The organism is Pseudoxanthomonas suwonensis (assembly GCF_010093235.1).
Classification (GTDB): Bacteria; Pseudomonadota; Gammaproteobacteria; order Xanthomonadales; family Xanthomonadaceae; genus Pseudoxanthomonas; species Pseudoxanthomonas suwonensis.
This window is the reverse complement of the sequence record NZ_PDWP01000030.1, coordinates 15,012-38,548: the sequence shown is the minus strand read 5'-3', so window position 1 is coordinate 38,548 and position 23,537 is coordinate 15,012. Positions and strand designations below refer to the sequence as shown.

General features: G+C 71.6%; 27 protein-coding genes and 4 tRNA genes. 11 read left to right on the top strand and 20 right to left on the bottom strand.

Annotated elements, in window-relative coordinates; genetic code table 11:
- The 12 genes from CSC68_RS13690 to CSC68_RS13635 all read right to left on the bottom strand — a co-directional run.
- Positions 1–127 (bottom strand): GTP-binding protein (locus CSC68_RS13690; protein ID WP_246191045.1); only part of this gene is annotated, 127 nt, incomplete at its 3' end.
- Between the two features lie 95 nt (positions 128–222).
- Positions 223–298, bottom strand: a tRNA-Thr gene (locus tag CSC68_RS13685).
- Positions 299–336: 38 nt separating this feature from the next.
- Positions 337–410 (bottom strand) — tRNA-Gly (locus CSC68_RS13680).
- 71 nt (positions 411–481) lie between these two features.
- Positions 482–567: transfer RNA gene (locus CSC68_RS13675), tRNA-Tyr, on the bottom strand.
- 103 nt (positions 568–670) lie between these two features.
- Positions 671–1,762 (bottom strand): redox-regulated ATPase YchF, encoded by a 1,092-nt coding sequence (gene ychF, locus CSC68_RS13670; RefSeq protein ID WP_162204170.1) that lies wholly within the window; start codon positions 1,760–1,762, stop codon positions 671–673.
- 66 nt (positions 1,763–1,828) lie between these two features.
- A complete protein-coding gene (pth, locus tag CSC68_RS13665) occupies positions 1,829–2,410 on the bottom strand; it encodes an aminoacyl-tRNA hydrolase (protein ID WP_162204168.1) in 582 nt (193 codons plus the stop codon).
- A 51-nt stretch (positions 2,411–2,461) separates the two neighbouring features.
- Positions 2,462–3,082 carry a 50S ribosomal protein L25/general stress protein Ctc gene (locus CSC68_RS13660; RefSeq protein WP_162204166.1) on the bottom strand — a complete coding sequence of 207 codons (621 nt, stop codon included), beginning with the start codon at positions 3,080–3,082 and terminating at the stop codon, positions 2,462–2,464.
- Between the two features lie 204 nt (positions 3,083–3,286).
- Positions 3,287–4,246, bottom strand: coding sequence for a ribose-phosphate diphosphokinase (locus tag CSC68_RS13655; protein ID WP_162204164.1), 960 nt, complete (start codon positions 4,244–4,246; stop codon positions 3,287–3,289).
- Between the two features lie 112 nt (positions 4,247–4,358).
- Positions 4,359–4,435 (bottom strand) — tRNA-Gln (locus CSC68_RS13650).
- Positions 4,436–4,438: 3 nt separating this feature from the next.
- Positions 4,439–5,305 (bottom strand): 4-(cytidine 5'-diphospho)-2-C-methyl-D-erythritol kinase, encoded by an 867-nt coding sequence (gene ispE / locus CSC68_RS13645; RefSeq protein ID WP_162204162.1) that lies wholly within the window; start codon positions 5,303–5,305, stop codon positions 4,439–4,441.
- Positions 5,302–5,925 (bottom strand): lipoprotein insertase outer membrane protein LolB, encoded by a 624-nt coding sequence (gene lolB / locus CSC68_RS13640; RefSeq protein ID WP_162204161.1) that lies wholly within the window; start codon positions 5,923–5,925, stop codon positions 5,302–5,304. The genes ispE and lolB overlap by 4 nt, the downstream gene beginning before the upstream one ends.
- Positions 5,922–7,649: a tetratricopeptide repeat protein gene (locus tag CSC68_RS13635; protein ID WP_425501260.1), complete on the bottom strand. Its 1,728-nt coding sequence runs from the start codon at positions 7,647–7,649 to the stop codon at positions 5,922–5,924. The genes lolB and CSC68_RS13635 overlap by 4 nt, the downstream gene beginning before the upstream one ends.
- A 155-nt stretch (positions 7,650–7,804) precedes the next feature.
- Between CSC68_RS13635 and hemA the strand changes: the two genes are divergently transcribed.
- The 3 genes from hemA to moaB are packed head-to-tail and all read left to right on the top strand — an operon-like array spanning position 7,805 to position 10,725.
- Entirely contained in the window at positions 7,805–9,115 is a 1,311-nt protein-coding gene (gene hemA, locus CSC68_RS13630; RefSeq protein WP_162204158.1) for a glutamyl-tRNA reductase, read from the top strand.
- Entirely contained in the window at positions 9,087–10,169 is a 1,083-nt protein-coding gene (gene prfA, locus CSC68_RS13625) for a peptide chain release factor 1 (RefSeq protein ID WP_162204156.1), read from the top strand. The genes hemA and prfA overlap by 29 nt, the downstream gene beginning before the upstream one ends.
- A 34-nt stretch (positions 10,170–10,203) precedes the next feature.
- A complete protein-coding gene (gene moaB / locus CSC68_RS13620; RefSeq protein WP_162204154.1) occupies positions 10,204–10,725 on the top strand; it encodes a molybdenum cofactor biosynthesis protein B in 522 nt (173 codons plus the stop codon).
- A 6-nt stretch (positions 10,726–10,731) separates the two neighbouring features.
- On the opposite strand, the gene CSC68_RS13615 is transcribed toward moaB, so the two are convergent.
- The 3 genes from CSC68_RS13615 to CSC68_RS13605 are packed head-to-tail and all read right to left on the bottom strand — an operon-like array spanning position 10,732 to position 12,839.
- On the bottom strand, positions 10,732–10,998 hold the full coding sequence (locus tag CSC68_RS13615) for an acylphosphatase (protein WP_162204153.1): 267 nt from the start codon (positions 10,996–10,998) through the stop codon (positions 10,732–10,734).
- A 3-nt stretch (positions 10,999–11,001) separates the two neighbouring features.
- Positions 11,002–11,565 carry a TlpA family protein disulfide reductase gene (locus CSC68_RS13610; RefSeq protein WP_162204151.1) on the bottom strand — a complete coding sequence of 188 codons (564 nt, stop codon included), beginning with the start codon at positions 11,563–11,565 and terminating at the stop codon, positions 11,002–11,004.
- 2 nt (positions 11,566–11,567) lie between these two features.
- The gene (locus CSC68_RS13605) at positions 11,568–12,839 is read right to left on the bottom strand and encodes a YihY family inner membrane protein (RefSeq protein ID WP_162204149.1); all 1,272 of its coding nucleotides are present in this window, start codon (positions 12,837–12,839) and stop codon (positions 11,568–11,570) included.
- A gap of 77 nt (positions 12,840–12,916) precedes the next feature.
- Between CSC68_RS13605 and wrbA the strand changes: the two genes are divergently transcribed.
- The 4 genes from wrbA (at position 12,917) to ybaK (ending at position 14,956) form a co-directional block, all read left to right on the top strand.
- Positions 12,917–13,510 carry an NAD(P)H:quinone oxidoreductase gene (gene wrbA / locus CSC68_RS13600; protein ID WP_162204148.1) on the top strand — a complete coding sequence of 198 codons (594 nt, stop codon included), beginning with the start codon at positions 12,917–12,919 and terminating at the stop codon, positions 13,508–13,510.
- On the top strand, positions 13,507–13,845 hold the full coding sequence (locus CSC68_RS13595) for a DUF2069 domain-containing protein (protein ID WP_211365760.1): 339 nt from the start codon (positions 13,507–13,509) through the stop codon (positions 13,843–13,845). Before wrbA ends, CSC68_RS13595 begins: the two co-directional genes overlap by 4 nt.
- Positions 13,846–13,971: 126 nt before the next feature.
- Positions 13,972–14,457: an asparaginase domain-containing protein gene (locus tag CSC68_RS13590; RefSeq protein WP_162204146.1), complete on the top strand. Its 486-nt coding sequence runs from the start codon at positions 13,972–13,974 to the stop codon at positions 14,455–14,457.
- A gap of 10 nt (positions 14,458–14,467) precedes the next feature.
- Positions 14,468–14,956: a Cys-tRNA(Pro) deacylase gene (gene ybaK / locus CSC68_RS13585; RefSeq protein ID WP_162204144.1), complete on the top strand. Its 489-nt coding sequence runs from the start codon at positions 14,468–14,470 to the stop codon at positions 14,954–14,956.
- A 391-nt stretch (positions 14,957–15,347) separates the two neighbouring features.
- Here ybaK and sufT read toward each other — a convergent pair whose 3' ends face one another.
- Positions 15,348–15,899: a putative Fe-S cluster assembly protein SufT gene (gene sufT, locus CSC68_RS13580; protein WP_162204143.1), complete on the bottom strand. Its 552-nt coding sequence runs from the start codon at positions 15,897–15,899 to the stop codon at positions 15,348–15,350.
- Between the two features lie 121 nt (positions 15,900–16,020).
- Here sufT and CSC68_RS13575 point away from each other — a divergent pair, with 121 nt between their 5' ends.
- Complete coding sequence (locus tag CSC68_RS13575) at positions 16,021–16,443, top strand: hypothetical protein (RefSeq protein WP_162204141.1); 423 nt, start codon at positions 16,021–16,023, stop codon at positions 16,441–16,443.
- A 45-nt stretch (positions 16,444–16,488) separates the two neighbouring features.
- On the opposite strand, the gene CSC68_RS13570 is transcribed toward CSC68_RS13575, so the two are convergent.
- Positions 16,489–17,916 (bottom strand): NAD(P)(+) transhydrogenase (Re/Si-specific) subunit beta, encoded by a 1,428-nt coding sequence (locus tag CSC68_RS13570; RefSeq protein WP_162204140.1) that lies wholly within the window; start codon positions 17,914–17,916, stop codon positions 16,489–16,491.
- The gene (locus CSC68_RS13565) at positions 17,913–18,212 is read right to left on the bottom strand and encodes an NAD(P) transhydrogenase subunit alpha part 2 (protein WP_162204138.1); all 300 of its coding nucleotides are present in this window, start codon (positions 18,210–18,212) and stop codon (positions 17,913–17,915) included. Before CSC68_RS13565 ends, CSC68_RS13570 begins: the two co-directional genes overlap by 4 nt.
- Before the next feature lie 215 nt (positions 18,213–18,427).
- On the opposite strand from CSC68_RS13565, the gene CSC68_RS13560 reads away from it, so the two are divergent.
- From CSC68_RS13560 to CSC68_RS13550, 3 genes are read left to right on the top strand one after another with little or no spacing between them, the layout of a single operon-like run.
- Positions 18,428–18,997 carry an RNA polymerase sigma factor gene (locus tag CSC68_RS13560; protein WP_162204136.1) on the top strand — a complete coding sequence of 190 codons (570 nt, stop codon included), beginning with the start codon at positions 18,428–18,430 and terminating at the stop codon, positions 18,995–18,997.
- On the top strand, positions 18,994–19,350 hold the full coding sequence (locus tag CSC68_RS13555; protein ID WP_162204135.1) for a hypothetical protein: 357 nt from the start codon (positions 18,994–18,996) through the stop codon (positions 19,348–19,350). The genes CSC68_RS13560 and CSC68_RS13555 overlap by 4 nt, the downstream gene beginning before the upstream one ends.
- A 5-nt stretch (positions 19,351–19,355) precedes the next feature.
- Complete coding sequence (locus tag CSC68_RS13550) at positions 19,356–19,805, top strand: DUF3106 domain-containing protein (RefSeq protein ID WP_162204133.1); 450 nt, start codon at positions 19,356–19,358, stop codon at positions 19,803–19,805.
- Positions 19,806–19,837: 32 nt separating this feature from the next.
- Here CSC68_RS13550 and CSC68_RS13545 read toward each other — a convergent pair whose 3' ends face one another.
- Together CSC68_RS13545 and CSC68_RS13540 are read right to left on the bottom strand one after the other, a co-directional pair.
- The gene (locus CSC68_RS13545; RefSeq protein WP_162204132.1) at positions 19,838–20,941 is read right to left on the bottom strand and encodes an NAD(P) transhydrogenase subunit alpha; all 1,104 of its coding nucleotides are present in this window, start codon (positions 20,939–20,941) and stop codon (positions 19,838–19,840) included.
- Positions 20,942–21,121: 180 nt separating this feature from the next.
- Positions 21,122–23,470 carry a DUF1631 domain-containing protein gene (locus tag CSC68_RS13540; protein ID WP_162204130.1) on the bottom strand — a complete coding sequence of 783 codons (2,349 nt, stop codon included), beginning with the start codon at positions 23,468–23,470 and terminating at the stop codon, positions 21,122–21,124.
- Positions 23,471–23,537: the final 67 nt, after the last annotated feature.

The following is a 23,537-nucleotide window of genomic DNA, read 5'->3' as shown; positions in this document are numbered from 1 at the left end:
CGCCACCGAAACGCTCGGCGCCGATCTTGGTCAGCGCGGCCGTCAGCGTGGTCTTGCCATGGTCAACGTGGCCGATGGTGCCGACGTTCACGTGCGGCTTGGTGCGCTCGAACTTACCCTTGGACATGGCTGCCTATCTCGCTGACGTTGTGTTTGGGTGACTTCTGTTGGCGGCCCGGCGGCTGGCGCCTGCCGGGCCCCCTGCGGGAATCCCGCGAATAGTGGTGCTCACGAATGGAATCGAACCATCGACCTCCTCCTTACCAAGGAGGTGCTCTACCGACTGAGCTACGTGAGCACAGGAAACCTGTTTTCGGAACCACGGGGGCGGCGCAATGGAGCGGGAGACGGGAATCGAACCCGCACCATCAGCTTGGAAGGCTGAGGTTCTACCATTGAACTACTCCCGCGAGGGGAACCGCATTCCCGGCCTACCGCCCCGGGCCTTACCTCGTTTGTCGTTCCGTACCGCCGTGAAACTTGGTGGAGGGAGGTGGATTCGAACCACCGAAGGCGTAAGCCAGCAGATTTACAGTCTGCCCCCGTTGGCCGCTTGGGTATCCCTCCGGGATCTGCCACCGCGACCTCAAATGCTGCCGGGGTGAAACAGCCCGCTATTCTGGTGATGCCGAAACGATCTGTCAACGCGTTTCTGCAACTTTTTTTAACTTCAGACGTTGAACCGGAAGTGCAGGATGTCGCCCTCCTGCACGCGGTACTCCTTGCCCTCCAGGCGCATGCGCCCGGCTTCGCGCGCACCCGCCTCGCCCCGGTACTTGATGAAGTCGTCGAAGGCGATGGTTTCGGCGCGGATGAAGCCCTTCTCGAAGTCGGTGTGGATCACCGCCGCCGCCTGCGGCGCGGTCGCGCCGGCCTTGACCGTCCAGGCGCGGACCTCCTTCACGCCGGCGGTGAAGTAGGTCTGCAGGCCCAGCAGCCTGTAGGCGGCCCGGATGACGCGGTTCAGGCCCGGCTCGTCCAGGCCCAGGTCGGCCAGGAAGGCGTCGCGGTCGGCGTCGTCCAGCTGCGACAGCTCCTCCTCGATGGCCGCCGACACCGGCACCACCTCGGCGCCCTCGGCCGCGGCATGGGCGCGCACGGCGTCCAGGTGCGGGTTGTTCTCGAACCCGTCCTCCAGCACGTTGGCGATGTACATCACCGGCTTGAGGGTGAGCAGGAACAGGTCGCGCACCAGCGCCTTCTCCTCCTCGTCCAGGCCGGCGCTGCGGCCCGACTTGCCCTCGGCCAGCGCCGCCTGCAGCTTCAGCAGCACCGGCTTGCGCGCTGCCGCATCCTTGTCGCCGCCCTTGGCCGCGCGCTCGGCGCGGTTGAGCGCCTTCTCGACGCTGTCGAGGTCGGCCAGGGCCAGCTCGGTGTCGATGGTCTCGATGTCCGACAGCGGGTCGACCTTGCCGGCCACGTGGACGATGTCGCCGTGCTCGAAGCAGCGCACCACGTGGGCGATCGCGTCGACCTCGCGGATGTGGGACAGGAACTTGTTGCCCAGGCCCTCGCCGCTGGCGGCGCCGGCGACCAGGCCGGCGATGTCGACGAACTCGACCGCGGTCGGCACGACCTTCTGCGGGTTGATGATCTCGGCCAGCTGGTTCAGGCGCGGATCCGGCACCGGCACCACGCCCACGTTCGGCTCGATGGTGCAGAACGGGAAGTTGGCGGCGGCGATGCCCGCCTTGGTCAGCGCGTTGAACAGGGTCGACTTGCCGACGTTAGGCAGGCCGACGATGCCGCATTTGATGCCCATGGGTAGATCCGTGATCCGTGATTCGTGATTGGCGATTCGCGGCTTCCACGAATCACCAATCACCAATTACGGTTTCGAGGTATGGAGGCGCTTCATCGCCTCGTTGACGTCGCCGTTGACCACCAGCGGCAGCACGTCGATGGCGTCGTCGATGGCGCGCCCGATGAGGATATCGTCGTCCTTGCCCGGCCTGCCCAGCACCCAGCCGACGACCCGGTCCTTGTGGCCCGGATGGCCGATGCCGATGCGCAGGCGGTGGAAGCGCCCGTGGCCCAGCAGGCGGATGGTGTCGCGCAGTCCGTTCTGGCCGCCGTGGCCGCCGTCGAACTTCAGCCGCGCGGTTCCCGGCGGCAGGTCGAGCTCGTCATGGACCAGCAGGACCTGCTCCGGCTCGATCTTCCAGAACCGCAGCGCGGCGGCGACCGACTTGCCGGACAGGTTCATGAAGGTGGCGGGCTTGAGCAGCCAGACATCGCGGCCGCCGATCTGCACCCGCGCCGTCTCGCCGAACAGCTTCGAATCCAGGCCGAAGCGCGCGCCCTGCCGCTCGGCCAGGGTATCGACCAGGCGGAAGCCGGCGTTGTGCCGGTCGTGGGCGTGCTCGGGACCGGGGTTGCCCAGGCCGACGATGAGACGAATTTCCGCCATCACTGGAACAGCCGAGGTCCCGCCCGGCGGACCGGGCGGGACGCAACGGGCTTACTTGGCCTCTTCCTCGCCCTCGGCGGCGGCCTCTTCGGCCCCACCCTGCGCGGCCTTGGCCACGACCACGGCGACGTCATGGTCCGGACCCAGCTTCAGCTGCGGCAGCTCGACGCCGGCCGGCAGCTTCAGCTCCGACAGGTGCACCACGGCGCCCACGGCCAGGTCCGACAGGTCGACTTCGATCGACTCCGGCAGGTCCTTCGGCAGGCAGGCCACGGTCACCTCGGTCAGCTCGTGCATGATCACCACGCCGGCGGTCTTGCCGGCCGGGGACTTGGCTTCGTTGACGAAGTGCAGCGGCACGGCGGCGCGCAGCACCTCGTTCTCGCTGACGCGCTGGAAGTCCAGGTGCAGGATCTGCTGCTTGTACGGGTGGCGCTGCAGGTCACGCAGCAGGACCTTGTAGATCTGGCCGTTGAGGCTCAGGTCCAGGATCGAGGAGTAGAACCACTCGTTCTGCTGGGCCAGCCACAGCTTCTCGTGGTCCAGCTGGATGTTGGCCGGAGCGCGGTCACCGCCGTAGACGATGGCCGGCACCTTGCCGTCGCGACGCAGGCGGCGGCTCGCACCCTTGCCCTGGGCTTCGCGACGTTCGACTTCAATAACATGTGCCATTTCAAGATCACTCTAGGTTTTGCGGGGAATAGCCCCGCTGCAGGGGACGCCTCGCGGCGCCCCGGATGACTCGCCCGCGACCAGGCGAGTCCTGTGGTTCCCGCGGATCGGGAATCCGGAATCGGCCCGTGCCGATTCCGCATTGCCGTCCCGTGGGGAAGCCCGGCCTTCCGGCCGGGCGTGACGGGCGCCGCGCCGGCGCCCTCAGTCGACGTACAGCGAGCTGACCGATTCGCCGAAGGCGATGCGGCGTATGGTCTCCGCCAGCAGCTCGGCCACGCTGACCTGGCGGATGCGCGGGCAGGTGCGCGCGGCCGGGGACAGCGGGATGGTGTCGGTCACCACCAGTTCGTCGAGCTGGGAATTGTTGAGGTTGTCCACCGCCGGGCCGGACAGCACGGCGTGGGTGCAGTAGGCGGCGACTTTGGTCGCGCCGCGCGCCTTGAGGGCGGCGGCGGCGGCGCACAGGGTACCAGCCGTGTCGACGATATCGTCCACCATCACGCAGGTCTTGCCCTCGACGTCGCCGATGATGTTCATCACCGTCGACACGTTGGCGCGCGGGCGGCGCTTGTCGATGATCGCCAGGTCGGCGTCGTCCAGGCGCTTGGCCACCGCGCGGGCGCGGACCACGCCGCCCACGTCCGGCGAGACCACGATCAGGTTCTCGGTGCCGTAGGCGCGCCAGATGTCGGCCAGCAGCAGCGGCGAGGCGTAGACGTTGTCGACCGGGATGTCGAAGAAACCCTGGATCTGGTCGGCGTGCAGGTCCACGGTCAGCACCCGGTCGGTGCCCACCGCGGTGAACATCTTGGCCGCGACCTTGGCCGTGATCGGCACGCGCGAGGAACGCAGGCGGCGGTCCTGGCGCGAGTAGCCGAAGTACGGCACCACCGCGGTGACGGAGGCGGCGCTGGCGCGCTTGAGCGCGTCGATCAGCACCAGCAGCTCCATCAGGTTCTCCGCCGCCGGCGCGCAGGTCGGCTGGATCACGAAGACTTCCTGGCGGCGGACGTTCTCCTCGATCTCGACCTGGACCTCGCCGTCGGAGAAGGTGGAGACCAGGGCCTTGCCCGGGCGGACGCCCAGCTGGCGGCAGATGCTGTCGGCCAGCGGCCGGTTCGCGTTGCCGCTGAAGATGAGCAGGTTGCGGTCTTCTTGCATCGTCTTCATCCCGGCGGCGGTTCGCGGATCTGCTGGTGGACAGGGGTTGTGAACAAGCCGCAGTCCATGCGGCGTCTTGCATCCAAGCCCCGCGGACGGGGCCGCGTGACCTTGGCAGGGGCGGCAGGATTCGAACCTGCGGATGCCGGGATCAAAACCCGGTGCCTTGGACCTCTTGGCGACGCCCCTGTGTCAGGGTTCCACTGCCACCGGGCGCGCAAGCGCGGCCACCAGCGGCGAGTGGTCCACGCCGGCTGCGAGCCAGGCCCGCAGCCCGCGAGGCAACCGCGCCAGCGCCGACTCGGCACTGCCACGGTCTGGAAACTCGACGAAGCATCCGCTGCCGGTCCCGGTGAGGCGGGGCCTGCCGACCTGCGCCAGCGCGTCGAAGGCAGCCTGGACGGCCGGTTCGCGGCGGCGCAGGACCGGCTCGAACGCATTGTCGAGCACGGATCCGGCAACGAAGTCGGCTATTTTCGCGGGCGGGGCATTACGCGTCAAATCCGGGTCACCGAACAGGGCCGCGGTGGGCACGTGGACGCCCGGATCGGCCAGCACGTACCAGGCCGGTGGCAGCTCCACGGGATGCAGCTTCTCCCCCACCCCTTCGGCCCAGGCGCTGCGCCCGCGCACGAACACCGGCACGTCCGCCCCCAGGCGCAGGCCCAGGGCGGCCAGCACATCCTCGTCCAGGTCCAGGCCCCAGAGCCGGTCCAGCGCACGCAGGACGGTTGCAGCGTCGGACGAACCGCCACCGAAACCACCCCCGGCCGGAATGCGCTTTTCGACGACGATGTCGGCACCAAGCGGGCAATTGGCGTGCGATTGCAGGAGCCTGGCAGCACGTACGACAAGGTCGTCCACTTCCGCGACCCCGGGGACCGATTCGCCATGGCGGACGATGCGCCCGTCCTCCCGGACCCGCAGGCGTACGGTGTCGCCCCAGTCCAGCAGGCGGAAGACGGTCTGCAGCTCGTGGTAACCGTCGGCCCGGCGCCCGGTGATGCGCAGGAACAGGTTCAGCTTGGCCGGGGCCGGCCACTCGGTCCAGGCGCTCACGGCGCGCTCCACCCGTCCACCACCAGCCGTACCCGGGCGGAGCCGCGCTCGGCCTGCAGCCGCCGCGGCATGGCCGGGAAGCCGTCCTGCGGGGGTAGCCACTCCTGGTACTCGATGTCCCAGCCGGATGCCCGCATGCGCTGCAGGCGCCCGTCGGGGCCGTATTCGACCCCGGCCGCGCCGGGCGTCTCCAGGCCGCGGACCCACCACGCCAGTTCCTGGACGGGAATCTCCCAGCCGGTGGCCTCGCGCAGCAGCAGGGACGCATCCGCGCCATGGCGCGGGCCGCCCTCCACCCCCTCCAGCACCGCGCCGCCATCCGGATGCGCGGCCAGCGACCAGCTCTGCCGGGTCACCGGGGCGCTCAGCGAGACCCGGTAATCGCCATCCTGCTGCGACCATTCCAGGCGGCCGCTGCCGCCCTTCTGCCCGCTGGTGATCGCCACCCTGCCCTGCAGCGACCAGGCCGGCAGCGCCTCCAGCGCCTCGCGGCGCTGGGCCTGCTGGCGCTCGGCCTCCGCGGCCGGAACGGCGGGCGCGCGCGCCGAGGGCGCCGTGGGGCAGGCCCCGAGGAGCAGCAGGGACGGCAGCAGGCCCGCCCGGCGGGGGCGCGCCATCATGGAGTCGCCTCCGGGGCCGGGCGCGGTGTGCCGGCATCCGTGGACGCGCCCTGCCCGCCGGCGGCAGCCGGCGGCAGGGTGATCCCGAACTGTTCCAGCGCGCGCAGCAGGGCGCGGTTTTCCGGATCCAGCGCGCGCGCCTCCTCGAAGTAGCGACGGGCATCGGCGCGACGACCGAGGGTCCACAGCACCTCGCCCAGGTGGGCCGCGATCTCCGGATCCTTCATCAGCCCCCAGGCCCGGCGCAGTTCGACCAGCGCCTCCTGGGAACGCCCCAACCGGTAAAGGACCCAGCCGTAGCTGTCGACGATGGCGGCGTTGTCCGGCTCGGCGGTGCGGGCCCGGTCGATCAGTTCCAGCGCCTCGCGGTAGCGGTCGGTGCGGTCGGCCAGGGTGTAGCCCAGGGCGTTGAGCGCGGCCACGTTCTCCGGGTCGGTGACCAGGACCCGGCGCAGGTCGGCCTCGGCGCGGTCGATCCGGTCCTGGCGCTCCCAGGCCAGGCCGCGGGCGTACAGCAGGGCCGGATCGTCGGGCCAGGCCGCGATGCCGCGGCCAAGCACTTCCAGCTCGCCTTCGTGGTCGCCCTCGCGCTGGCGCATCTCCGCTTCCAGCAGGTAGGCGTCGCGGCGGACCTCGTCGGCCACGCCGGCGTCGTCCTGCAGCGCGCGCGCCTCGGCATAGGCCTCCTCGCGCCGCCCCAGGTTGTGCAGGGCCACGGCGGCGCGCATCCGGGCCTCGGTCCGCTGCGGCCCGCCGGCCACGCCGCGGTACCAGCCCAGGGCCTCGGCCGGGCGCTCCAGGAACTCGGCGATGCGGCCAAGCAGGAGCCTGCGCGAGGGGTCGGGGCGGGACGCGTCCTCGGCCAGCTCGGCATAGAGCACGCCGAGCGCCTCGTTGTCGCCGGCGCGCGCCAGCAGCGACGCGCGCACGCCGTAGGTGGTGGTGTCCTGTTGCCCCTCGGCCATCACCCGGGCGGCGGAAGCGAGGTCGCGCACGCTCTCGTAGGCGATCGCCAGCATCGCGCGCATCTCCGGATCGGTCCGGGCCAGCGGCTCGACCTGGGCAAGGATCTCCCGTGCCTGCGCGGTCTGGCCGGCCTGCTGCAGCTGGGTCGCCCGCAGCAGGACGACCCGCGGCTCGCCGGGGAAGCGCCTGACCACCTGGTCCATGATCCGGCGCGCAAGCTTCGGCTCGTCCAGGCGCAGGGCCATGCGCCCGAATTCCTGCCAGGCCGCGATGTCGTCCGGGATCGCGCCGCGGCGGACCAGCCGGTCCAGGACGCGGGCGATGGCCTGCGGGTCGCGGCCGCCATTGAGCGCGGACGCGGCGAAACGCCAGCCGCGCGGGTCCTCGCTGGCCAGCAGGGCCTCAAGGTCCCTGCCCGCCTGTCGCAACTTGCCGGCACGCAGCGCCAGGGTCGCGCTTGCAGTGCGCATGCCCGGCGACTCCGGCGCGCGGGCGCGCCACAGGGCCAGGGCCTCGGCGGCGCGACCGTCGTCGTTGGCGAGGATGGCGATGCGGGTGGCGCGCTCGGCCAGCGGCACGTCGCCCTCGGCGGCCCTGGCCGCGTCCAGGTACCAGCGCGCGGCCTCGTCCAGCTGGCCCGACTGCAGGGCGAACTCGCCGGCCATCAGCGGCGCCAGGGTCTCGGCCGGCATGGCCTGGTCGGCCTGGCGGGCCTGGTCGGCGTGGGCGAGCGGCGCCAGCCCCAGGGCCAGCAGCAACGGCAACACGCACCGGCGGACGGTCCGCCGGCTGCGCTCGGCGCCCGGGAACGGCGCCGGCGCGCGCTTGGAATTCTTCAATCCGGGCATTGGCACCCACCGGGCCGTAAAATGGCGGCCCAAACAAGCCAGCAGATTAACGCAAGCACCTGAACATGACGCTTTGGCTCCTCGGGCTGAACCACCAGACCGCGCCGGTCGACCTGCGCGAGCGGGTGGCTTTTGCCGGCGACGCGCTCGGTCGCGCCCTGGCCGCGCTGCGGGCCCTGCCCGGGGTGACGGAGGCTGCGCTGCTGTCGACCTGCAACCGCACCGAGGTCTACGCGATGGCCGAGGACGGCCAGGTGCTGGCCGACTGGCTGGACGGGCACGGCAACGGCATCTCGGCCTACCTCTACCGCCACCAGGACGCGGACGCCGTCAGGCACCTGTTCCGGGTGGCCACCGGCCTGGACTCGATGGTGCTGGGCGAGCCGCAGATCCTCGGCCAGGTAAAGGACGCCTGGGCCAAGGCGCGCGAACACGGCGCCCTCGGCAGCCGCCTGGACCGCCTGTTCCAGCAGACCTTCGCGGTGGCCAAGCGCGCGCGGACCGACACCCGCATCGGCGTGAACCCGGTCTCGGTGGCCTCCACCGCGGTGCGCCTGGCCCAGGACTCCTTCGCGCCGCTGCCGGACTCGACCGTGCTGCTGGTCGGCGCCGGCGAGACCATCGAACTGGCCGCCCGCCACCTCGCCAAGGGCGGCGTACGTCGCCTGCTGGTGGCCAACCGCACCCTCGCCCACGCCCAGGACCTGGCCGAGCGCCACGGCGGCTACGCCCTGCCGCTGACCGAGCTGGACCGCCACCTGGCCGAGGCCGACATCGTGTTTTCCGCCACCGCCTCGCGCGATCCGGTGCTGCTGCGCACCCAGGTCGAGGCCGCGCTGGCGGTACGCAAGCGCAAGCCGATGCTGCTGTTCGACCTGGCGGTGCCGCGCGACATCGAGGCCGGCGTGGCCGGGCTGGACGATGCCTACCTCTACACCGTGGACGACCTGGAACGCGCGGTGGAGGACAACCGCCGCGGTCGCCACGAGGCCGCCGAGGCGGCCGAGGCCATCATCGACCTGCAGGTGTCGCGATTCATGGGGACGGTGCGCGCCAGCGAGCACCAGGACAGCCTGCGCCGCCTGCGCGCGCTCGGCGACGCCACCCGCGAGGAGATCCTCGCCCGCGCCCGCCAGCAGCTGGCCTCCGGGCGCGATCCGGACGAAGTGCTGCAGTTCCTCGCCCACACCCTCACCAACCGGCTGCTGCACCCGCCGACCGCCGCCCTGCGCGAGGCCGCGCTGGCCGGCGACACCGGGCTGGTGCGCGCCGCCGACCGCCTGTTCCCCGCCAGCGCCCCGTATTCGCATCCGGCGGCCGCCAACCTTCCCCCGCCCAGACTGCCCGATGACCCCGAGCCTGCGCCGCAAGCTTGAAGCGCTGGCCGAGCGCCGCGAAGAACTCGAACGCCTGCTCGCCGATCCCGGCGTGATGGGCGACCCCGCGCGTTTCCGCGACCTGTCGCGCGAGTTTTCCCAGCTCGAGCCGGTGGCCACCGCGCTGGCCGCCGAGGCCCGCGCGCGCGAGGACCTGGCCGCGGCCGAGGCCATGCGCGAGGACCCGGAGCTGGCCGAGCTGGCGCAGGAGGAGATCACCGCCGCGCGCGAGCGCCTGCAGGTGCTGGACCGCGAGCTTGCCCTGCTGCTGGTGCCGAAGGATCCGCGCGACGAGGGCAACCTGTTCCTGGAGGTGCGCGCCGGTACCGGCGGCGACGAGGCCGCACTGTTCGCCGGCGACCTGTTCCGCATGTATGCGCGCTATGCCGAACGCCAGGGCTGGAAGGTCGAGGTCGAATCCGACAACCCGGGCGAGCACGGCGGACACAAGGAGATCGTGGCCCGTATCGTCGGCCGCGGCGCGTACTCGAAGCTGAAGTTCGAGTCCGGCACCCACCGCGTGCAGCGCGTGCCGGCCACCGAGTCGCAGGGCCGCATCCATACCTCGGCGGCGACCGTGGCCATCATCCCCGAGGCCGACGAGATCGAGGAGATCACGATCAACCCGGCCGACCTGAAGGTCGACACTTTCCGCTCCTCCGGCGCCGGCGGCCAGCACGTCAACAAGACCGACTCGGCCATCCGCATCACCCACCTGCCCAGCGGCCTGGTGGTGGAGAGCCAGACCGAGCGCAGCCAGCACGCCAACCGCGACAAGGCGATGAAGCGGCTGAAGGCGCAGCTGCTGGACGCCGAGCGCAGCCGGCAGCAGGCCGCGCAGGCCGAGAGCCGGCGCCTGCAGGTGGGGAGCGGCGACCGCAGCCAGCGCATCCGCACCTACAACTTCCCGCAGGGCCGGATCACCGACCACCGCGTCGAAGGCCTGACCCTCTACGACCTGCCCAACATCCTCGAAGGCGACCTGGACCCGCTGGTCAGCCGCCTGCAGCAGGAATACCAGGCCGACGAGCTGGCGCGGCTGACCTCCGAGTAAGCGCCGCCGGCGCGACCCGCGCTAGGCTAGGGGCATGACCGCCCAGACCGATTTCATCCCGCTGCAGCTGTGCGTGCTGACCGTGTCCGACACGCGCACCCTCGAGAACGACAGTTCCGGCGACTACCTCGCCGGCGCCCTGCAGGCCGCCGGCCACCGGCTGCACGCCCGCGCGCTGCTGCCCGACGACCGCTACCGCCTGCGTGCCCTGGTCTCGGCCTGGATCGCCGAACCGGCGGTGGACGGCATCCTGGTCACCGGCGGCACCGGCTTCACCGGCCGCGATTCCACGCCCGAGGCGCTGCTGCCCCTGCTGGACAAGGAAATGCCCGGATTCGGCGAGCTGTTCCGCGCCATCAGCGTCGACGAGATCGGCACCTCGTCGCTGCAGTCGCGCGCCTTCGCCGGCGTGGCCAACGCCACCTTCCTGTTCGCCCTGCCCGGCTCGACCTCGGCCTGCCGCACGGCCTGGGAGAAGATCATCGTCCACCAGCTGGACGCGCGTACCCGGCCGTGCAACCTGGCCGGCCTGCGCCCGCGGCTGCGCGAGGCCTGAGGACTTTCAGCCGACGCTGAAGCCGTCCGGCACCCGCTCCTGGTACGGATAACGTTCGACGGCCTCGACCTTCGCCGTCGGCGGACCCTGGCGCAGCCATTGCTCCAGCGCGTCGATCGCTTCCGGTGCGCCGGCGGCGATCACCTCGACGCGGCCGTCGGGCAGGTTCACCGCGCTGCCGTCCAGGCCCAGGCGCTGGGCCTGCTCACGGGTGGAGGCGCGGTAGTAAACGCCCTGCACCCGGCCGCTGACCAGGAAACGTGCCGCGTCCATGGTTCAGCCCTCCGCCTTTCCGGCCACCGCCAGCTCGATGTCGGCCGAGGTCACCGGCCCCAGGAAACGGCGCGCGACCTTGCCTTCCGGATCGATGAGATAGGTCATCGGCAGCCCGCGCGGCGTGGCGAAGTCGCCCGGCGGCGCGTACGGATCCAGCACCACGACCGGGTACGCCACCGGGTGCTCCTGCAGGAAGGCCTGCATGTCCGCCGCCTCGATCTCCTCGTAGGCCAGGCCGACCACCTCGATGTCCTCGCGCGTGGCGTGCAGCGCCGACAGCTCCGGCATCTCCTTCAGGCAGGGCTTGCACCAGGTGGCCCAGAAGTTGACCACCACCCAGCGTCCGCGCAGCGCGGCCAGGTCGTACGGCCGGCCATCCACCGTGGTGCCGGTGAACGCCGGGTACTCGGCGGTCTCCTCGACCACGCCGGGATCCTCGAAGGCCGGCGGCGCCTCTTCGGCGGCAGGGGACGGCGAGCTGCCTGCCGTGGCGGGCGCGGGCGTTTCGCTGCCGCAGGCGCACAGCGTCGCCAGCAGGGCCAGCGCGAGGATCGGGGAACGCATTGTCAGTCTCCGTGGGAATGGGGGTAGAGGGAGCCGACGCGCCGACGCAGCACGTCGCGCAGCGGCAGGCGCAGGTCGTCGAGCACGGCGATGGCGTCCTGGCCCAGCGCGTCCTCGCGGCACGGCAGCCACGCCTCGTCGGCCGGGATGCGCATGCCGCAGGCCTCGTACAGCTCGCCGAGGCTGACGTCGTCCAGGTCGCGCGCCAGCAGCCACTCGCCCTGCTCGTCGCGGCGCAGCACGCGGATCCCGCCCAGCTGGGCGAGGAACTCCTGCAGCAGCGAGTCGGTGAGCATCGGCTCCAGCTCCAGCATCTCCGCCGTATGCAGGCCGCGGCCCTCGCGCCGTGCGTCGCGGAACCGCCCGACCAGGCGCAGCAGCGCGTAGACCTCGTAGCCGGCCGGCAGGCGCATCGCCACGGGCTGGTAGCGGAACGCGGCCAGCGAAGAGGCCAGCGAGGCGCCCAGCAGGATCGCGATCCAGCCCAGGTAGATCCACAGCATCAGGATCGGGATGAAGGCCAGCGCACCGTACAGTTTCTGGTAGCCCTGGAAGCTGCCCAGGTACACGCCGAGCCCGGCCTTGACCGCCTCCAGCAGCAGCACCGCCACTACCGCGCCGGCCAGGGCGTGGCGCCACTTGACCGTGTGGTGCGGCACGACGCGGTACACCAGCACCACCACCACCAGCTCGATCAGCACCGGCGCCAGGCCCAGGCTCAGCCTGGCGATCGCCCTGCCTTCCGGGGTGGCGAACAGCGGCAGGGCGAAGATCCGCGCCGAGATCGACAGCGAAGCGGCGGCCAGCAGTGCGCCCAGGGTCAGTACCGTCCAGTACACCAGGTAGCGCGACAGCCGCGGCCGCGCGCTGGCCACGCGCCAGATGCGGTTGAAGGTGGACTCGACGCTGTTGAGCGTGACCAGCAGCGATACCACCAGGGCCGCCACGCCCGCGGCGGTCAGCTGGCGCGAGTTCTCGGCCAGGCGGTCCAGCGAGGACTCGATCGCGCGCGCGGCGCTGGGCATGAAGTTGGAGAACACGTAGTCGACCAGGGCATTGCTCCACTGGTCGAACACCGGGAACGCAGCCAGCACGCCCAGCACCACCACCGCCAGCGGCACCAGGGCGAAGGCCGTGGTGTAGGCCAGTGCGGCGGCGGCCTGGAACAGGCGGTCGTCGATGAAGCGGTGCAGCAGGAAGCGCGCGAACGCGATCGCGCGTGCGCGGTCGCGCACGCGTTCCCTCCAGCTGCCGGCCAGTCCTCCCATTGCCATCGCGCAAGCCTACCCGATGCGCCGCACGCGCCGCATCGCCGATACTTGCGCCTGGCATACACACGGAAGCGCGACGCATGGCCGAGATCCTGGTCCTCTATTACAGCCGCGGCGGTTCGGTCGCCCGCCTGGCGCGGCAGATCGCCCGCGGCGTGGAGGAAGTGCCAGGCATGCAGGCGCGGCTGCGCACGGTGCCGCCGGTGGCGGCCGTGACCCAGCAAGCCGCCCCGCCGGTGCCCGAGGGCGGCGCGCCCTACGTCACCAGCGCGGACCTTGCCGAATGCGCAGGCCTGGCCCTGGGCAGCCCCACCCGCTTCGGCAACATGGCCGCGCCGGTCAAGCACTTCCTCGATGGCCTCGGCGGCGAATGGGCCAGCGGGGTGCTGGCCGGCAAGCCGGCGGCCGTGTTCACCTCCACCGCCAGCCTGCACGGCGGCCAGGAATCGACCCTGCTGACCATGCACGTGCCGCTGCTGCACCACGGCTGCGTGATCGTCGGCATTCCCTATACCGAGCCGCTGCTGAGCAGCACCCGCGGCGGCGGCACGCCCTACGGCGCCAGCCACGTGGCCGGCCCCGACGACGATCCGCAGCCGAGCGAGGAGGAAGCGGTGCTGGCGCGCGCGCTCGGCCGGCGCCTGGCCGATATCGCCGCGAGGCCGGCCCGATGATGCGCGCGCCTTCGCACCGGGTACTGGGCATCGCCCTCCTCGCCCTGGCCGTGCTGTACGTGGCCTGGTTCCATGACGACCGCCATGCCGCCGCGGCGCTGCTGGTGTTCGCCCTGCCGCCACTGCTTCTGGCAGTGCCGGCCTGGCGCGGCGGGCGCAAGGCCGCGTTCTGGTCGGGCGTGCTGGCGCTGTTCTGGTTCAGCCACGGGGTGATGCATGCCTGGGCGCATCCGGAGGGCGCACTGTTCGCCTGGGTGGAGATCGTGCTGGCACTGGTGGTGGTCATGGCCTCCAGCTGGCCGGGCCTGCGGGCGCGCTTCGGCCGCCGCGGCTGAGCCGGCGACGAAGGTTTCAGTCGCACCTTTCCGGTCGCCGGCGCGATAATCACGCCTCGTGGTGGCGCCGGTCGCCGCCCTCCCCTTCACGGGCGCGGCCACGGCCGCGCCGGCAGGAGCCGCTCCATGGAAGAACTGCTGATCGTCACCACCGGTGGCACGATCGACAAGATCTACTTCGACGACAAGTCCGACTACCAGATCGGCGAGCCGCAGATCGGCATGATCCTGCGCGAGCTCGGGGTGAACTTCCGTTTCACCGTGATCCCGATCCTGCGCAAGGATTCGCTGCACATCACCGACGCCGACCGCGAGCTGGTGCGCGCCACCATCGCCGCGCAGCCGGCGCGCCACGTGCTGGTCACCCACGGCACCGACAGCATGGTCCAGACCGGCATGGTGCTGAAGTCGATCCCGGACAAGACCATCGTCATGACCGGCGCGCTGAGCCCGGCGCGGTTCCGCGGTTCGGATGCCGAGTTCAATATCGGCTGTGCGATCGGCGCCGTGCAGACCCTGCCGGCCGGCGTCTACATCGCCATGAACGGCCTGATCTGGGATCCGGCGCGGGTGCGCAAGAACGTCGCCGCCAACCGCTTCGAGCCGGCCTGAGCCCAGGGTCATGTCGAAGGCGACCCGTGCCACCCGCGCACTGGATGCCGCCGGCGTAGCCTATCGCCTGCATCCCTACGACTACGACGCCGACGCGCAGGCCGCGGCCGGCGGCAAGGGCCTGCAGGCGGCCGCGGCACTGGGCGTGGAGCCTGGACGGGTATTGAAGACGCTGATGGCCTGGGTCGATGCCCAGGCGGTGTGCGTGGTCCTGCCCAGCGACCGCCAGCTGCAGCCCAAGGCCCTGGCCGCGGCGGCCGGCGGCAAGGCCGCGCGGATGATGGACGTGGCCGAGGCCGAGCGCCGCACCGGCTACAAGGTCGGCGGGATCAGTCCATTCGGCCAGCAGCGCCCCGCGCCGGCCTGGTTCGAGCAGGACGCGCTGGCACGGGAAAGCGTGTTCATCAATGCCGGCCAGCGCGGCCTGCTGCTGGAGCTGGCGCCGGCGGATGCGGTGCAGGTGCTGCAGGCGCAGGTGGCGGCGATCAGCCGCGCATAGCCGCACGTAGCCCGGATAAGCGAAGCGCATCCGGGACCACTGGGCAGCGGGGGTGCCCCGCCAGGCTTCGGATGGAGCCGCGGCAGCACGCGGGTAAGGCGCACCGCGTCTTCGGGCACGTCGGGGTCACGGCTTCGTTCGCGCCTCTCCCGGCGGGCATTCGATGCGCGCCGGCCGGGATACGGATTGGGCCGCCGGGCGCCGACAGTCACGCACTGTGAAACCCGGACAAGCGAATCGGGCGGCCGCCAATCGGGCGACTGAAGTAGCGTGCGTTTATCCCCGGACGCGGACTGCGGATTCGTCCGGGCTACGCGCCTTCACGAATCACCAATCCCCGATCACGGATCACGGCTCCCAGCGCCACGCCGCCGGAGTACCTGATGCGGAATCAGTACATCCCGGTCTCGAGGCGCGCGGCCTCGGACATCATGTGCCGGCCCCACGGCGGGTCGAACACCAGCTCCACGTCGGCGGAGCTGATCGTCGGAATCTGCTCGAGCTTGCTGCGCACGTCGTCGACCAGGATCTCGCCCATGCCACAGCCGGGCGCGGTCAGGGTCATCTTCACGTCGATGCCGCGGCTGCCGTCGTCCAGGTGCTTGAGGCTGGCCTCGTAGACCAGGCCGAGGTCGACGATGTTGAACGGGATCTCGGGATCGAAGCAGGTGCGCAGCTGGCTCCAGACCATGGCCTCGACTTCCTCGTCGCTGGCATCGGCCGGCAGTTCCAGCTCCGGCGGGACTTCCTTGCCGATGGCGTCGGCGTCCTTGCCCGCGATGCGGAACAGGTTGCCCTCGACGAAGACGGTGTAGCTGCCGCCCAGTCCCTGGGTGATGTAACCGACGCTGCCGGCCGGAAGGGTCACAGCCTCGCCCTGCGGCACCATGACGGCGGCGCAGTCGCGCTCGAAACGGACGGGTTCGCTGCTGCGGGAATACATGGGGCGGATATGGGGCAGCCCGCCCGCGGTTGCAAGGGACGGCCATCAGGCATGTGGGAGGCGCTCATTCTAGCGCATGGCCACTGCGCGTATCCTTGGCCGCCCGTCACGGACCCGTCCGATGCCCCAAGCCCCGCTCCGTCCCGCGACCCGCCGCGCCTGGCTGTGGGTACCCCTGCTGCTGCTCGGCATGGCCACCACCGTAGTGGCCTGGGGCTCGCTGGGCCTGGCCACCGGCCGCCAGCACGGCTGGGCGGCGGTACTGGCGGCACTGGAGATGGGCCTGATGCTGCGCCTGGGCGGCATGCGCCCGGGCTGGTGCCGCGCCCTGCTGGCGGTGGCCGCCACCGCGCTTGTGGTGGCTGCGGTGCAGTGGTGCATCGCCGCCGGCCATATCGGCGCGCAGATGGGCATGGCGCCATGGCAGGCCGTGCCGAAGATGGGCCCGCACTACGTGCTGACCCTCAGCCTGCTGGCCAATACCCGGATCGACCTGCTCCTGCTGGCCCTGTCGCTACCCCTGGCACTGCGGGCGGGACGGTGATTTCCGCGGGCGGTCCCGGCTTCGCCAGGACCGCCGCTTCCGCCTTCAGTGGCCGCCGTCGAGCGCCTTCAGCTCGCTGACCAGGGCATTGGCCATCTCCGCGCCGTCGCCGTAGAGCATGCGGGTGTTGTCGGCGTAGAACAGCGCATTCTCGATGCCGGCAAAGCCCGTGCCCTTGCCGCGCTTGATCACGATCACGTTCTTCGACTCGACCACGTCGAGGATCGGCATGCCGTAGATCGGGCTGGCCGGATCGCTCTTGGCCACCGGATTGACCACGTCGTTTGCACCGATCACCAGCGACACGTCGGTGTTCGGGAACTCCGGGTTGATGTCGTCCATGTCCGCGATCAGGTCGTAGGGCACGCCGGCCTCGGCCAGCAGCACGTTCATGTGCCCCGGCATGCGCCCGGCCACCGGGTGGATGGCGAACTTCACCTTCACCCCGCGGTCGATCAACCGTTGCGCCAGCTCCCAGATCTTGTGCTGGGCCTGTGCCACCGCCAGGCCGTAGCCGGGCACGATCACCACGCGCTCGGCGTAGGCCATCATCGCCGCCACGTCGCCCGCCTCGATCGGCTTCTGCGAACCGCTGATTTCCTGCGCCTGCCCGCCGCCGCCGAAGCTGCCGAACAGCACGCCGGAGATCGGCCGGTTCATCGCCTTGGCCATCAGCCGGGTCAGCAGGATGCCGGCCGCGCCGACCATCATGCCGGCGATGATCAGCGCCTCGTTGCCCAGCACGTAGCCTTCGAACGACACCGCCAGGCCGGTGAAGGCGTTGTACAGCGAGATCACCACCGGCATGTCGGCGCCGCCGATCGGCAGGGTCATCAGCACGCCCAGCAGCAGCGCGACCAGGAAGAAGGCGATGATCACCCCCGGCTGCAGGCTGATGGCCGCCCACGCGCCCAATACCACCATGGCCACCGCCACCAGCAGGTTGAAGGCCTGCTGGCCGGGGAACACCAGGCGCTTGTCGAGGCGGCCGTCGAGCTTGGCCCAGGCGATGACCGAGCCGGACAGCGAGACCGCGCCGATCGCCGAACCCAGCACCGCCAGCGCCAGCACCACCGCGCCGGGGCCGGCCACCGGCGCGCCATCGGGCGCGGCATGCGCCAGGCCGGAGTACCGCAGCAGCTCCACCGCGCCGATGGCCGCGGCCGAACCGCCGCCCATGCCGTTGTAGAGGGCCACCATCTGCGGCATGTCGGTGATGGCCACCTTCTTGCCCGAGCCCCAGGCCACCACCGTGCCCAGCACCAGGGCGACGACGATCAGCGGCAGGTTGTGCAGCCCCGGCAGCAGGAAGGTGGCGAAGGTCGCCACCAGCATGCCCAGCCCCGCCCAGCGGATGCCGCTGCGCGCGGTGGCCGGCGAGGCCATGCGCTGCAGGCCGAGCAGGAACAGGGTGGCGGCGACCAGGTAGCTGGCGCCGACCAGCCACAGGCGCAGGTCGAAGCCGCCGCTCATGCCTTGCCTCCCGGCTTCTTCGACGACTTGAACATCTCCAGCATGCGCTCGGTCACCACGTAGCCGCCGGCGGCATTGCCCGCGCCCAGCACGACGGCGACGAAACCCAGTGCCTTTTCCAGCGTGGTATCGGCGTGTCCCAGCACCACCATCGCGCCGATCAGCACGGCGCCGTGGATGAAGTTCGATCCGGACATCAGCGGCGTGTGCAGGATCACCGGCACCCGCGAGATGATCACGTGGCCCGCGATGGCTGCGAGCATGAAGATGTACAGCGCTACGAATCCGTCGTTCATGGCGTCCTGAATCTCCCCGGGCACACGCCCGCCCGGATGATAACCGCAGGCTGAATCCCGCAGGCGCGCGTCAACCCGGCGCCTGGTCGCGCGTTTACTGCCATGTCGATACCGCAGAAACGGGTGCAGATGAAACCGACGCTCCAGCTCCTGCCGCATGCCTCCGCCTGCCCAGGCTGCCGTGGCCCGGGCGCTGATCTCCGGGCCGTTAAGCTGTGCTGGTGACTACCTCCACCCTCCCCGACATGGACGCGCCCGCCACCCCGACCTGGGCGTCCCTGGACGCGTTCCTCGCCGAGGTGGGCACCCGCGCCTTCCGCTTCGCCGAGGCCGGCCTGCGCAACCGCGACGACGCGCTGGACGCGGTGCAGGACGCGATGATGCGCATGCTCGCCTACCAGGACCGCCCGGCGGCCGAATGGACGCCGCTGTTCTGGAGCATCCTGCGCCGGCGCATCATCGACCTGCAGCGGCGCTCGCGCTTCCGCCTGCGCTGGCTGCTGCCGGCGGCCGACGACCCGCGCGGCGAGGACGCCCGCATCGACTGGGCCGACAGCGGCCCCGGCCCGGCGGAAACCCAGGAGCGCGGCGAGACCTACGCGCGCCTGGTGGAGGCCCTGCGCGCCCTGCCGGCGCGGCAGCGCGAGGCGTTCACGCTGCGCGTGCTGGAGGAGCTGGACGTGGCCACCACCGCCCGGGTGATGGGCTGTTCGGAAGGCTCGGTGAAGACCCACCTGTCGCGTGCGCGGCAGGCCCTGAATTCGCAACTGGAGGACGTCCTGTGACGACCGCACCTGATTCCCTCGACCGCCGCGCCCGGCAGCTGCACGCCGAAGCCCTGGCCCATGTCTCGCCCGAAGTGCGGGCGCGCCTGCGCCGGGCCCGGCAGGAAGCCGCCTCCGCACGCGATGCACGCCCATGGTGGCGCCTGCCGTCCTGGCTGGCCGGCGGCGCCGTGGCCGCCGCCCTGGTGGTGGCAGTGACCCTGCACCAGCCGCCGGCGCCGGTCCAGCCGGACAGCGCCACCACGGCCTTCGCCGCGGCCGCCTTCGAGGATCCTGCCTATCCGCTGCAGGAAGACCCCGGCTTCTACCTGTGGCTGGCTTCGGCCGACGTCACCGCCCTGGCCCTGGAGTGACTCCGATGAACCTGCGTCCGACCCTCTGCCTGATCGCCCTGCTCCTGCCCGGCCTGGCCGCAGCCGAGGCCAGGCCGGCCCAGCCGGCGCCTGATGCGGCGGCCCGGCAGGCCGAACTGCCACGCTGGGAGCAGCTCAGCGCCGAGCAGCGCGAACTGCTCGTCGCGCCGCTGCGCGACCGCTGGAATGCGCAACCGGAGGAACGGGCGCGCATGCTCGAACGCGCCCAGCGCTGGAAGGAACTGCCGCCCGACGCGCGCGAACGCGCCCGCCACGGCATGCGCCGTTTCGAGAAGATGGATCCGGAGCAGCGCCAGCGCGCGCGCGCCATCTACGAGGCGACCCGCGCGATGACGCCCGAACAGCGCGAGCAGTTCCGCAAGGACTGGGAACGCATGACGCCCGCCCAGCGCCAGGAATGGCTGCGCGCGCATTCCCCGAAGGGCAGTCGCTGAACCAGCCGGCCGGCCAGCGGCCGGCCCTTTCCTCAGGCCGCCTCGGCGGCCGCCGGCGGCTCCGGCCACGCGGTCCTGGCCAGCAGTTCGTCGTTCCAGTCGAACGACAGCCCCCCGTCCTTCAGGAACAGCGCCACGAAGTTGTACACGTTGCGCGCGTACATCTCGCTGGCATGGACCGCGCCCATGCTGGCCAGGTCCAGTGGCCCGGCGATGGTGACGCCACCATGGTCGATGGTCTGGCCACGCACGGTCAGCTCGCAGTTGCCGCCGGTCTCGGCGGCCAGGTCCACGATCACGCTGCCGGGCTTCATGCCTTCCACCATCGCCGCGCTGATGATCCTCGGCGCCGGGCGCCCCGGCACCGCCGCGGTACACACGATCACGTCGATCCCGCGGATGTGCTCGGCCAGGCGCCGCTGCTGCTCGGCCCGCTCCTCGTCGGTGAGCGCGCGCGCATAGCCGCCCTCGCCGGCCGCGCTCACGCCCAGGTCCAGGAACCTGCCACCCAGCGATTCGATCTGCTCGCGCGTTTCCGGGCGCACGTCGAAGCCCTCGACCTGGGCGCCCAGCCGGCGCGCGGTGGCGATGGCCTGCAGGCCGGCCACGCCGGCGCCGACCACCAGCACCTTGGACGGACGGATGGTGCCCGCGGCGGTGGTGAGCATCGGGAAGAAGCGCGGTGCCAGCTGCGCGGCGATCAGGGTGGCCTTGTAGCCGGCCATGCCGGCCTGCGAGCTGAGCACGTCCATGGCCTGGGCCCGGGTGGTGCGCGGCAGCCGCTCCAGCGGGAAGGCGCGGATGCCGCGCGCCTGCAGCGCCGCGGCGCGGGCGTCATCGGCCTGCGGATGCAGGATGCCCACCAGCACCGCGCCCTCGCGCAGCGCGCCCAGCGCCTCGGCCGGCGGCGGCTGCACGCACAGCACTACCTCGGCGGCGGCGCGCGCCTCGGGCGTGGCCGGCAACGCGCCGGCATCGGCATAGGCCTGGTCGGTGATGCCGGCGCCCAGGCCGGCCCCGGGCTCGACCCGCACGGTGGCCCCGGCTGCAACCAGCTTGCGTACCGTCTCCGGCGTGGCGGCGACGCGGCGCTCGCCTGCGGCGGTTTCCTTCAGCACCAGCACTTCCACTGCCATGCCGCGTTCCCCTCGCAATGTCGGACCGCCCGGATGCTAGCAAACGGGAGTGCCGCCGGTTCGTTGGTTTCAGCGGCATCTGCCCCGGCCAGGCGGCGCGGGCACGCGGCAACGACAGGCGCGGGGTACCGCGCGCCAGGGAGCAGGGACGCCGGGCGCGCGTGGCGCGCCCGCGGGACCTCAGTGCAGGGTGGCCGAACCGCGTGCGGAGAACACGCTGTCCAGGCGCTCGATCACGCCCTGCATGGCGGCGTCGAACGCGCCCTCGTCGGCCACGTGCATGCGCAGCCGGCCCAGCCGCACCATCCCCGCCAGCTCCTCCGGCGAGGCGACGCAGAAGCGCACGCCACGGCGGTTGACGAACAGCAGGCGCTGCGAGATCGGACTGATCCAGGACAGCTTGCCCGGCTGCACCCGGCCGTCCTTGTCGATGAAGTCCAGCCAGGTCCCGACCGCCAGGTTGCGGATCTGCTCCACGTCGGCCTTGTCGAATTCCTGTGCCGCGTCGGCGAGGCCGGCCAGGTCCACCGGGCTGTTCTCCACCGGGGCCGGTTGCGGCAGGGCCACGGCGGGCAGCTCCGGAAGCGCCTTCTCCAGCTCCGGGCGTGCGACCGCCACGGCCTGCAGGGTGGCGTGCATCGCGGCGATGGCCGCGTTGGCGGCGTCGCCATGCAGGCCGACGCTGCCCAGCACCTTCAGCAGCGCCGGGTGCCAGGCCTGCAGCCAGGGCTTGCCGACCACGTTGCGGCGCGCTTCCTCGACCTCGTCCAGCATGCCGTCGGCCAGCGCCATCGCCTCGACGAAGGCCTCGCCGGTATCGCCCTCGCGCAGCAGCGCCAGGGTGACGTGGTGCTGCCAGGCGTTGTGCAGGAATTCGGACACCGCGCGCGGCAGCTCGATGCCCTCCACGCGCGTGGCCAGCTCGGACTGGGCGCGCAGGCGCGCCTGCTCCAGGCGCTCCTGGCCGCGCTGGATCTCGGCCGCGCGGCGCTCGGTGATCTCCACCCGGCGGCGGTGCTGCTCGAGGAACTCGCGGAACTCCTCCTCGAGGGTCATGAAGATGGCGAGGTTCTCGTTGAACTCGGCCACCAGCCTCTCGATGATCTCCTCGACCTTGGCCAGCAGGGTGCGCTCGGCGGCGCTCTCGCCCTGGTTGCCTTCGCAGGCCTCGGCCAGCGCGTTGAGCAGGCGGCGGGCCGGATGGGTCTTCTGCACGAACATCCGGCGGTCCAGCAGGGCCACCTTCACGAACGGCACCACCAGGCGGCCGATCAGCTCGCGCGGACGGCCGTTGAGGTCGCGCTCGTCCAGCAGCACGTCGAACAGCATGCCGACCAGGTCGATCGCATCCTCGTCCTTCGGGTCCAGGCGGGTGCTGGCCGGGTCCACGCCGAGCTGGCTGGCATTGGCCAGGACCTCGCTCTTGAGCCGCTGCGAGAGCGACTCGTGCTGGTCGCCGATGGCCGCGCGCAGGGTAGCGGTCGGGGTCGCCTGCAGCAGCGACAGCACCGACAGCATCTCGCGCTGGCTCAGCGGGCGCTGCTGGCCCTGGGCCTGGCCGATGGTGCCGGCGGCCTGTTCGGCGCCGCCGCGCAGCTCGCGGCTGTGCTCCAGCAGGTGGTGCAGGGCTTCCAGCAGCATGCCCTGCGCAGCCGGGTCGCCTGGCAGCGCGCCCCCCTGCGTCCCCTGCTCCATGGCCGCGCGCTGGCCGGCCCAGCGCTCCATGAAGCGGGCCGCCCAGGCCGGCGACATGTCCTCGACCGGGGCTTCGCTCCAGGCGCGCCCGGCCTGCGGCTCTTCCGGCACGCGTTCGAAAAGTTCGTCCAGCTGCGGCGCCGGACGCGGCGGCGTGGCGGGCTTGGCCTGCGGCCGGGGCGTGGCCGGGCCGGGCAGCACGCCAGCGCGCACCAGGCGCTGGTCAAGGCCCTCGTAAAGCTTGCCCACCAGCGGCGCGAGGTCGCGCTCGCACAGCTTGATCAGCACCAGGCGCACTTCCGGGGCCAGCTCGCAGGCGGAGAACGCCAGGTGCACGGCCACGCCGATGTGCTCGGGCCCGATCGGGTTGTTGTCGGCATCGAGCGCCTCGCCGCCGGCGATCCAGCCCAGGCGGCGGTCCAGCTGCGACAGCACGTCCTTGGCTTCGCGCAGCAGCGCGGCGGCCAGGTTGCGGGCAGCCAGGCGGGATTCCAGTTCCTGCTCGGTGACCAGGCTCAGGCCGCCCTGCCCACCGGCCAGGGCGGCCTCGGCAGACAGTGGCTCGCCCTCCTCCAGCGCGCGCCACGCACGGCCGAGGTGGTCGCGGAAGCGGCTGGCGATGTCCTCGCGGTGGCGGCGCAGCTCGCGCATGCCGTCCAGGAACAGCAGCTGCGACCCGCCGGCGCGCTCGGCCCGGTCGAACAGGACGTCGTCGTAACGGGCCACGGCCACGGCGAACCCCTCCCACAGGGCGGGCAGGAACGCCTCGCGGGCCTGGGCCAGCAGGGGGACGTCGGGGGCACGTCGGCGGAATGCTGCTTCGGTCGTACTCATGCGCGTGGGGCTCCGGCACGCAGGTCGGAGACGTTCGACTTTGGGGGGCGGCTCCCTAACCGCTCCC

What these genes read in the sequence shown, in the direction of transcription:
- ychF (WP_162204170.1), bottom strand. Translation starts at nt 1,762, where the DNA reads ATGGGCATCAAATGCGGCATCGTCGGCCTGCCTAACGTCGGCAAGTCG.
- pth (WP_162204168.1), bottom strand. Translation starts at nt 2,410, where the DNA reads ATGGCGGAAATTCGTCTCATCGTCGGCCTGGGCAACCCCGGTCCCGAG.
- CSC68_RS13660 (WP_162204166.1), bottom strand. Translation starts at nt 3,082, where the DNA reads ATGGCACATGTTATTGAAGTCGAACGTCGCGAAGCCCAGGGCAAGGGT.
- CSC68_RS13655 (WP_162204164.1), bottom strand. Translation starts at nt 4,246, where the DNA reads ATGCAAGAAGACCGCAACCTGCTCATCTTCAGCGGCAACGCGAACCGG.
- lolB (WP_162204161.1), bottom strand. Translation starts at nt 5,925, where the DNA reads ATGATGGCGCGCCCCCGCCGGGCGGGCCTGCTGCCGTCCCTGCTGCTC.
- hemA (WP_162204158.1), top strand. Translation starts at nt 7,805, where the DNA reads ATGACGCTTTGGCTCCTCGGGCTGAACCACCAGACCGCGCCGGTCGAC.
- prfA (WP_162204156.1), top strand. Translation starts at nt 9,087, where the DNA reads ATGACCCCGAGCCTGCGCCGCAAGCTTGAAGCGCTGGCCGAGCGCCGC.
- moaB (WP_162204154.1), top strand. Translation starts at nt 10,204, where the DNA reads ATGACCGCCCAGACCGATTTCATCCCGCTGCAGCTGTGCGTGCTGACC.
- CSC68_RS13615 (WP_162204153.1), bottom strand. Translation starts at nt 10,998, where the DNA reads ATGGACGCGGCACGTTTCCTGGTCAGCGGCCGGGTGCAGGGCGTTTAC.
- CSC68_RS13610 (WP_162204151.1), bottom strand. Translation starts at nt 11,565, where the DNA reads ATGCGTTCCCCGATCCTCGCGCTGGCCCTGCTGGCGACGCTGTGCGCC.
- CSC68_RS13605 (WP_162204149.1), bottom strand. Translation starts at nt 12,839, where the DNA reads ATGGCAATGGGAGGACTGGCCGGCAGCTGGAGGGAACGCGTGCGCGAC.
- wrbA (WP_162204148.1), top strand. Translation starts at nt 12,917, where the DNA reads ATGGCCGAGATCCTGGTCCTCTATTACAGCCGCGGCGGTTCGGTCGCC.
- CSC68_RS13595 (WP_211365760.1), top strand. Translation starts at nt 13,507, where the DNA reads ATGATGCGCGCGCCTTCGCACCGGGTACTGGGCATCGCCCTCCTCGCC.
- CSC68_RS13590 (WP_162204146.1), top strand. Translation starts at nt 13,972, where the DNA reads ATGGAAGAACTGCTGATCGTCACCACCGGTGGCACGATCGACAAGATC.
- ybaK (WP_162204144.1), top strand. Translation starts at nt 14,468, where the DNA reads ATGTCGAAGGCGACCCGTGCCACCCGCGCACTGGATGCCGCCGGCGTA.
- sufT (WP_162204143.1), bottom strand. Translation starts at nt 15,899, where the DNA reads ATGTATTCCCGCAGCAGCGAACCCGTCCGTTTCGAGCGCGACTGCGCC.
- CSC68_RS13575 (WP_162204141.1), top strand. Translation starts at nt 16,021, where the DNA reads ATGCCCCAAGCCCCGCTCCGTCCCGCGACCCGCCGCGCCTGGCTGTGG.
- CSC68_RS13570 (WP_162204140.1), bottom strand. Translation starts at nt 17,916, where the DNA reads ATGAGCGGCGGCTTCGACCTGCGCCTGTGGCTGGTCGGCGCCAGCTAC.
- CSC68_RS13565 (WP_162204138.1), bottom strand. Translation starts at nt 18,212, where the DNA reads ATGAACGACGGATTCGTAGCGCTGTACATCTTCATGCTCGCAGCCATC.
- CSC68_RS13550 (WP_162204133.1), top strand. Translation starts at nt 19,356, where the DNA reads ATGAACCTGCGTCCGACCCTCTGCCTGATCGCCCTGCTCCTGCCCGGC.
- CSC68_RS13545 (WP_162204132.1), bottom strand. Translation starts at nt 20,941, where the DNA reads ATGGCAGTGGAAGTGCTGGTGCTGAAGGAAACCGCCGCAGGCGAGCGC.
- CSC68_RS13540 (WP_162204130.1), bottom strand. Translation starts at nt 23,470, where the DNA reads ATGAGTACGACCGAAGCAGCATTCCGCCGACGTGCCCCCGACGTCCCC.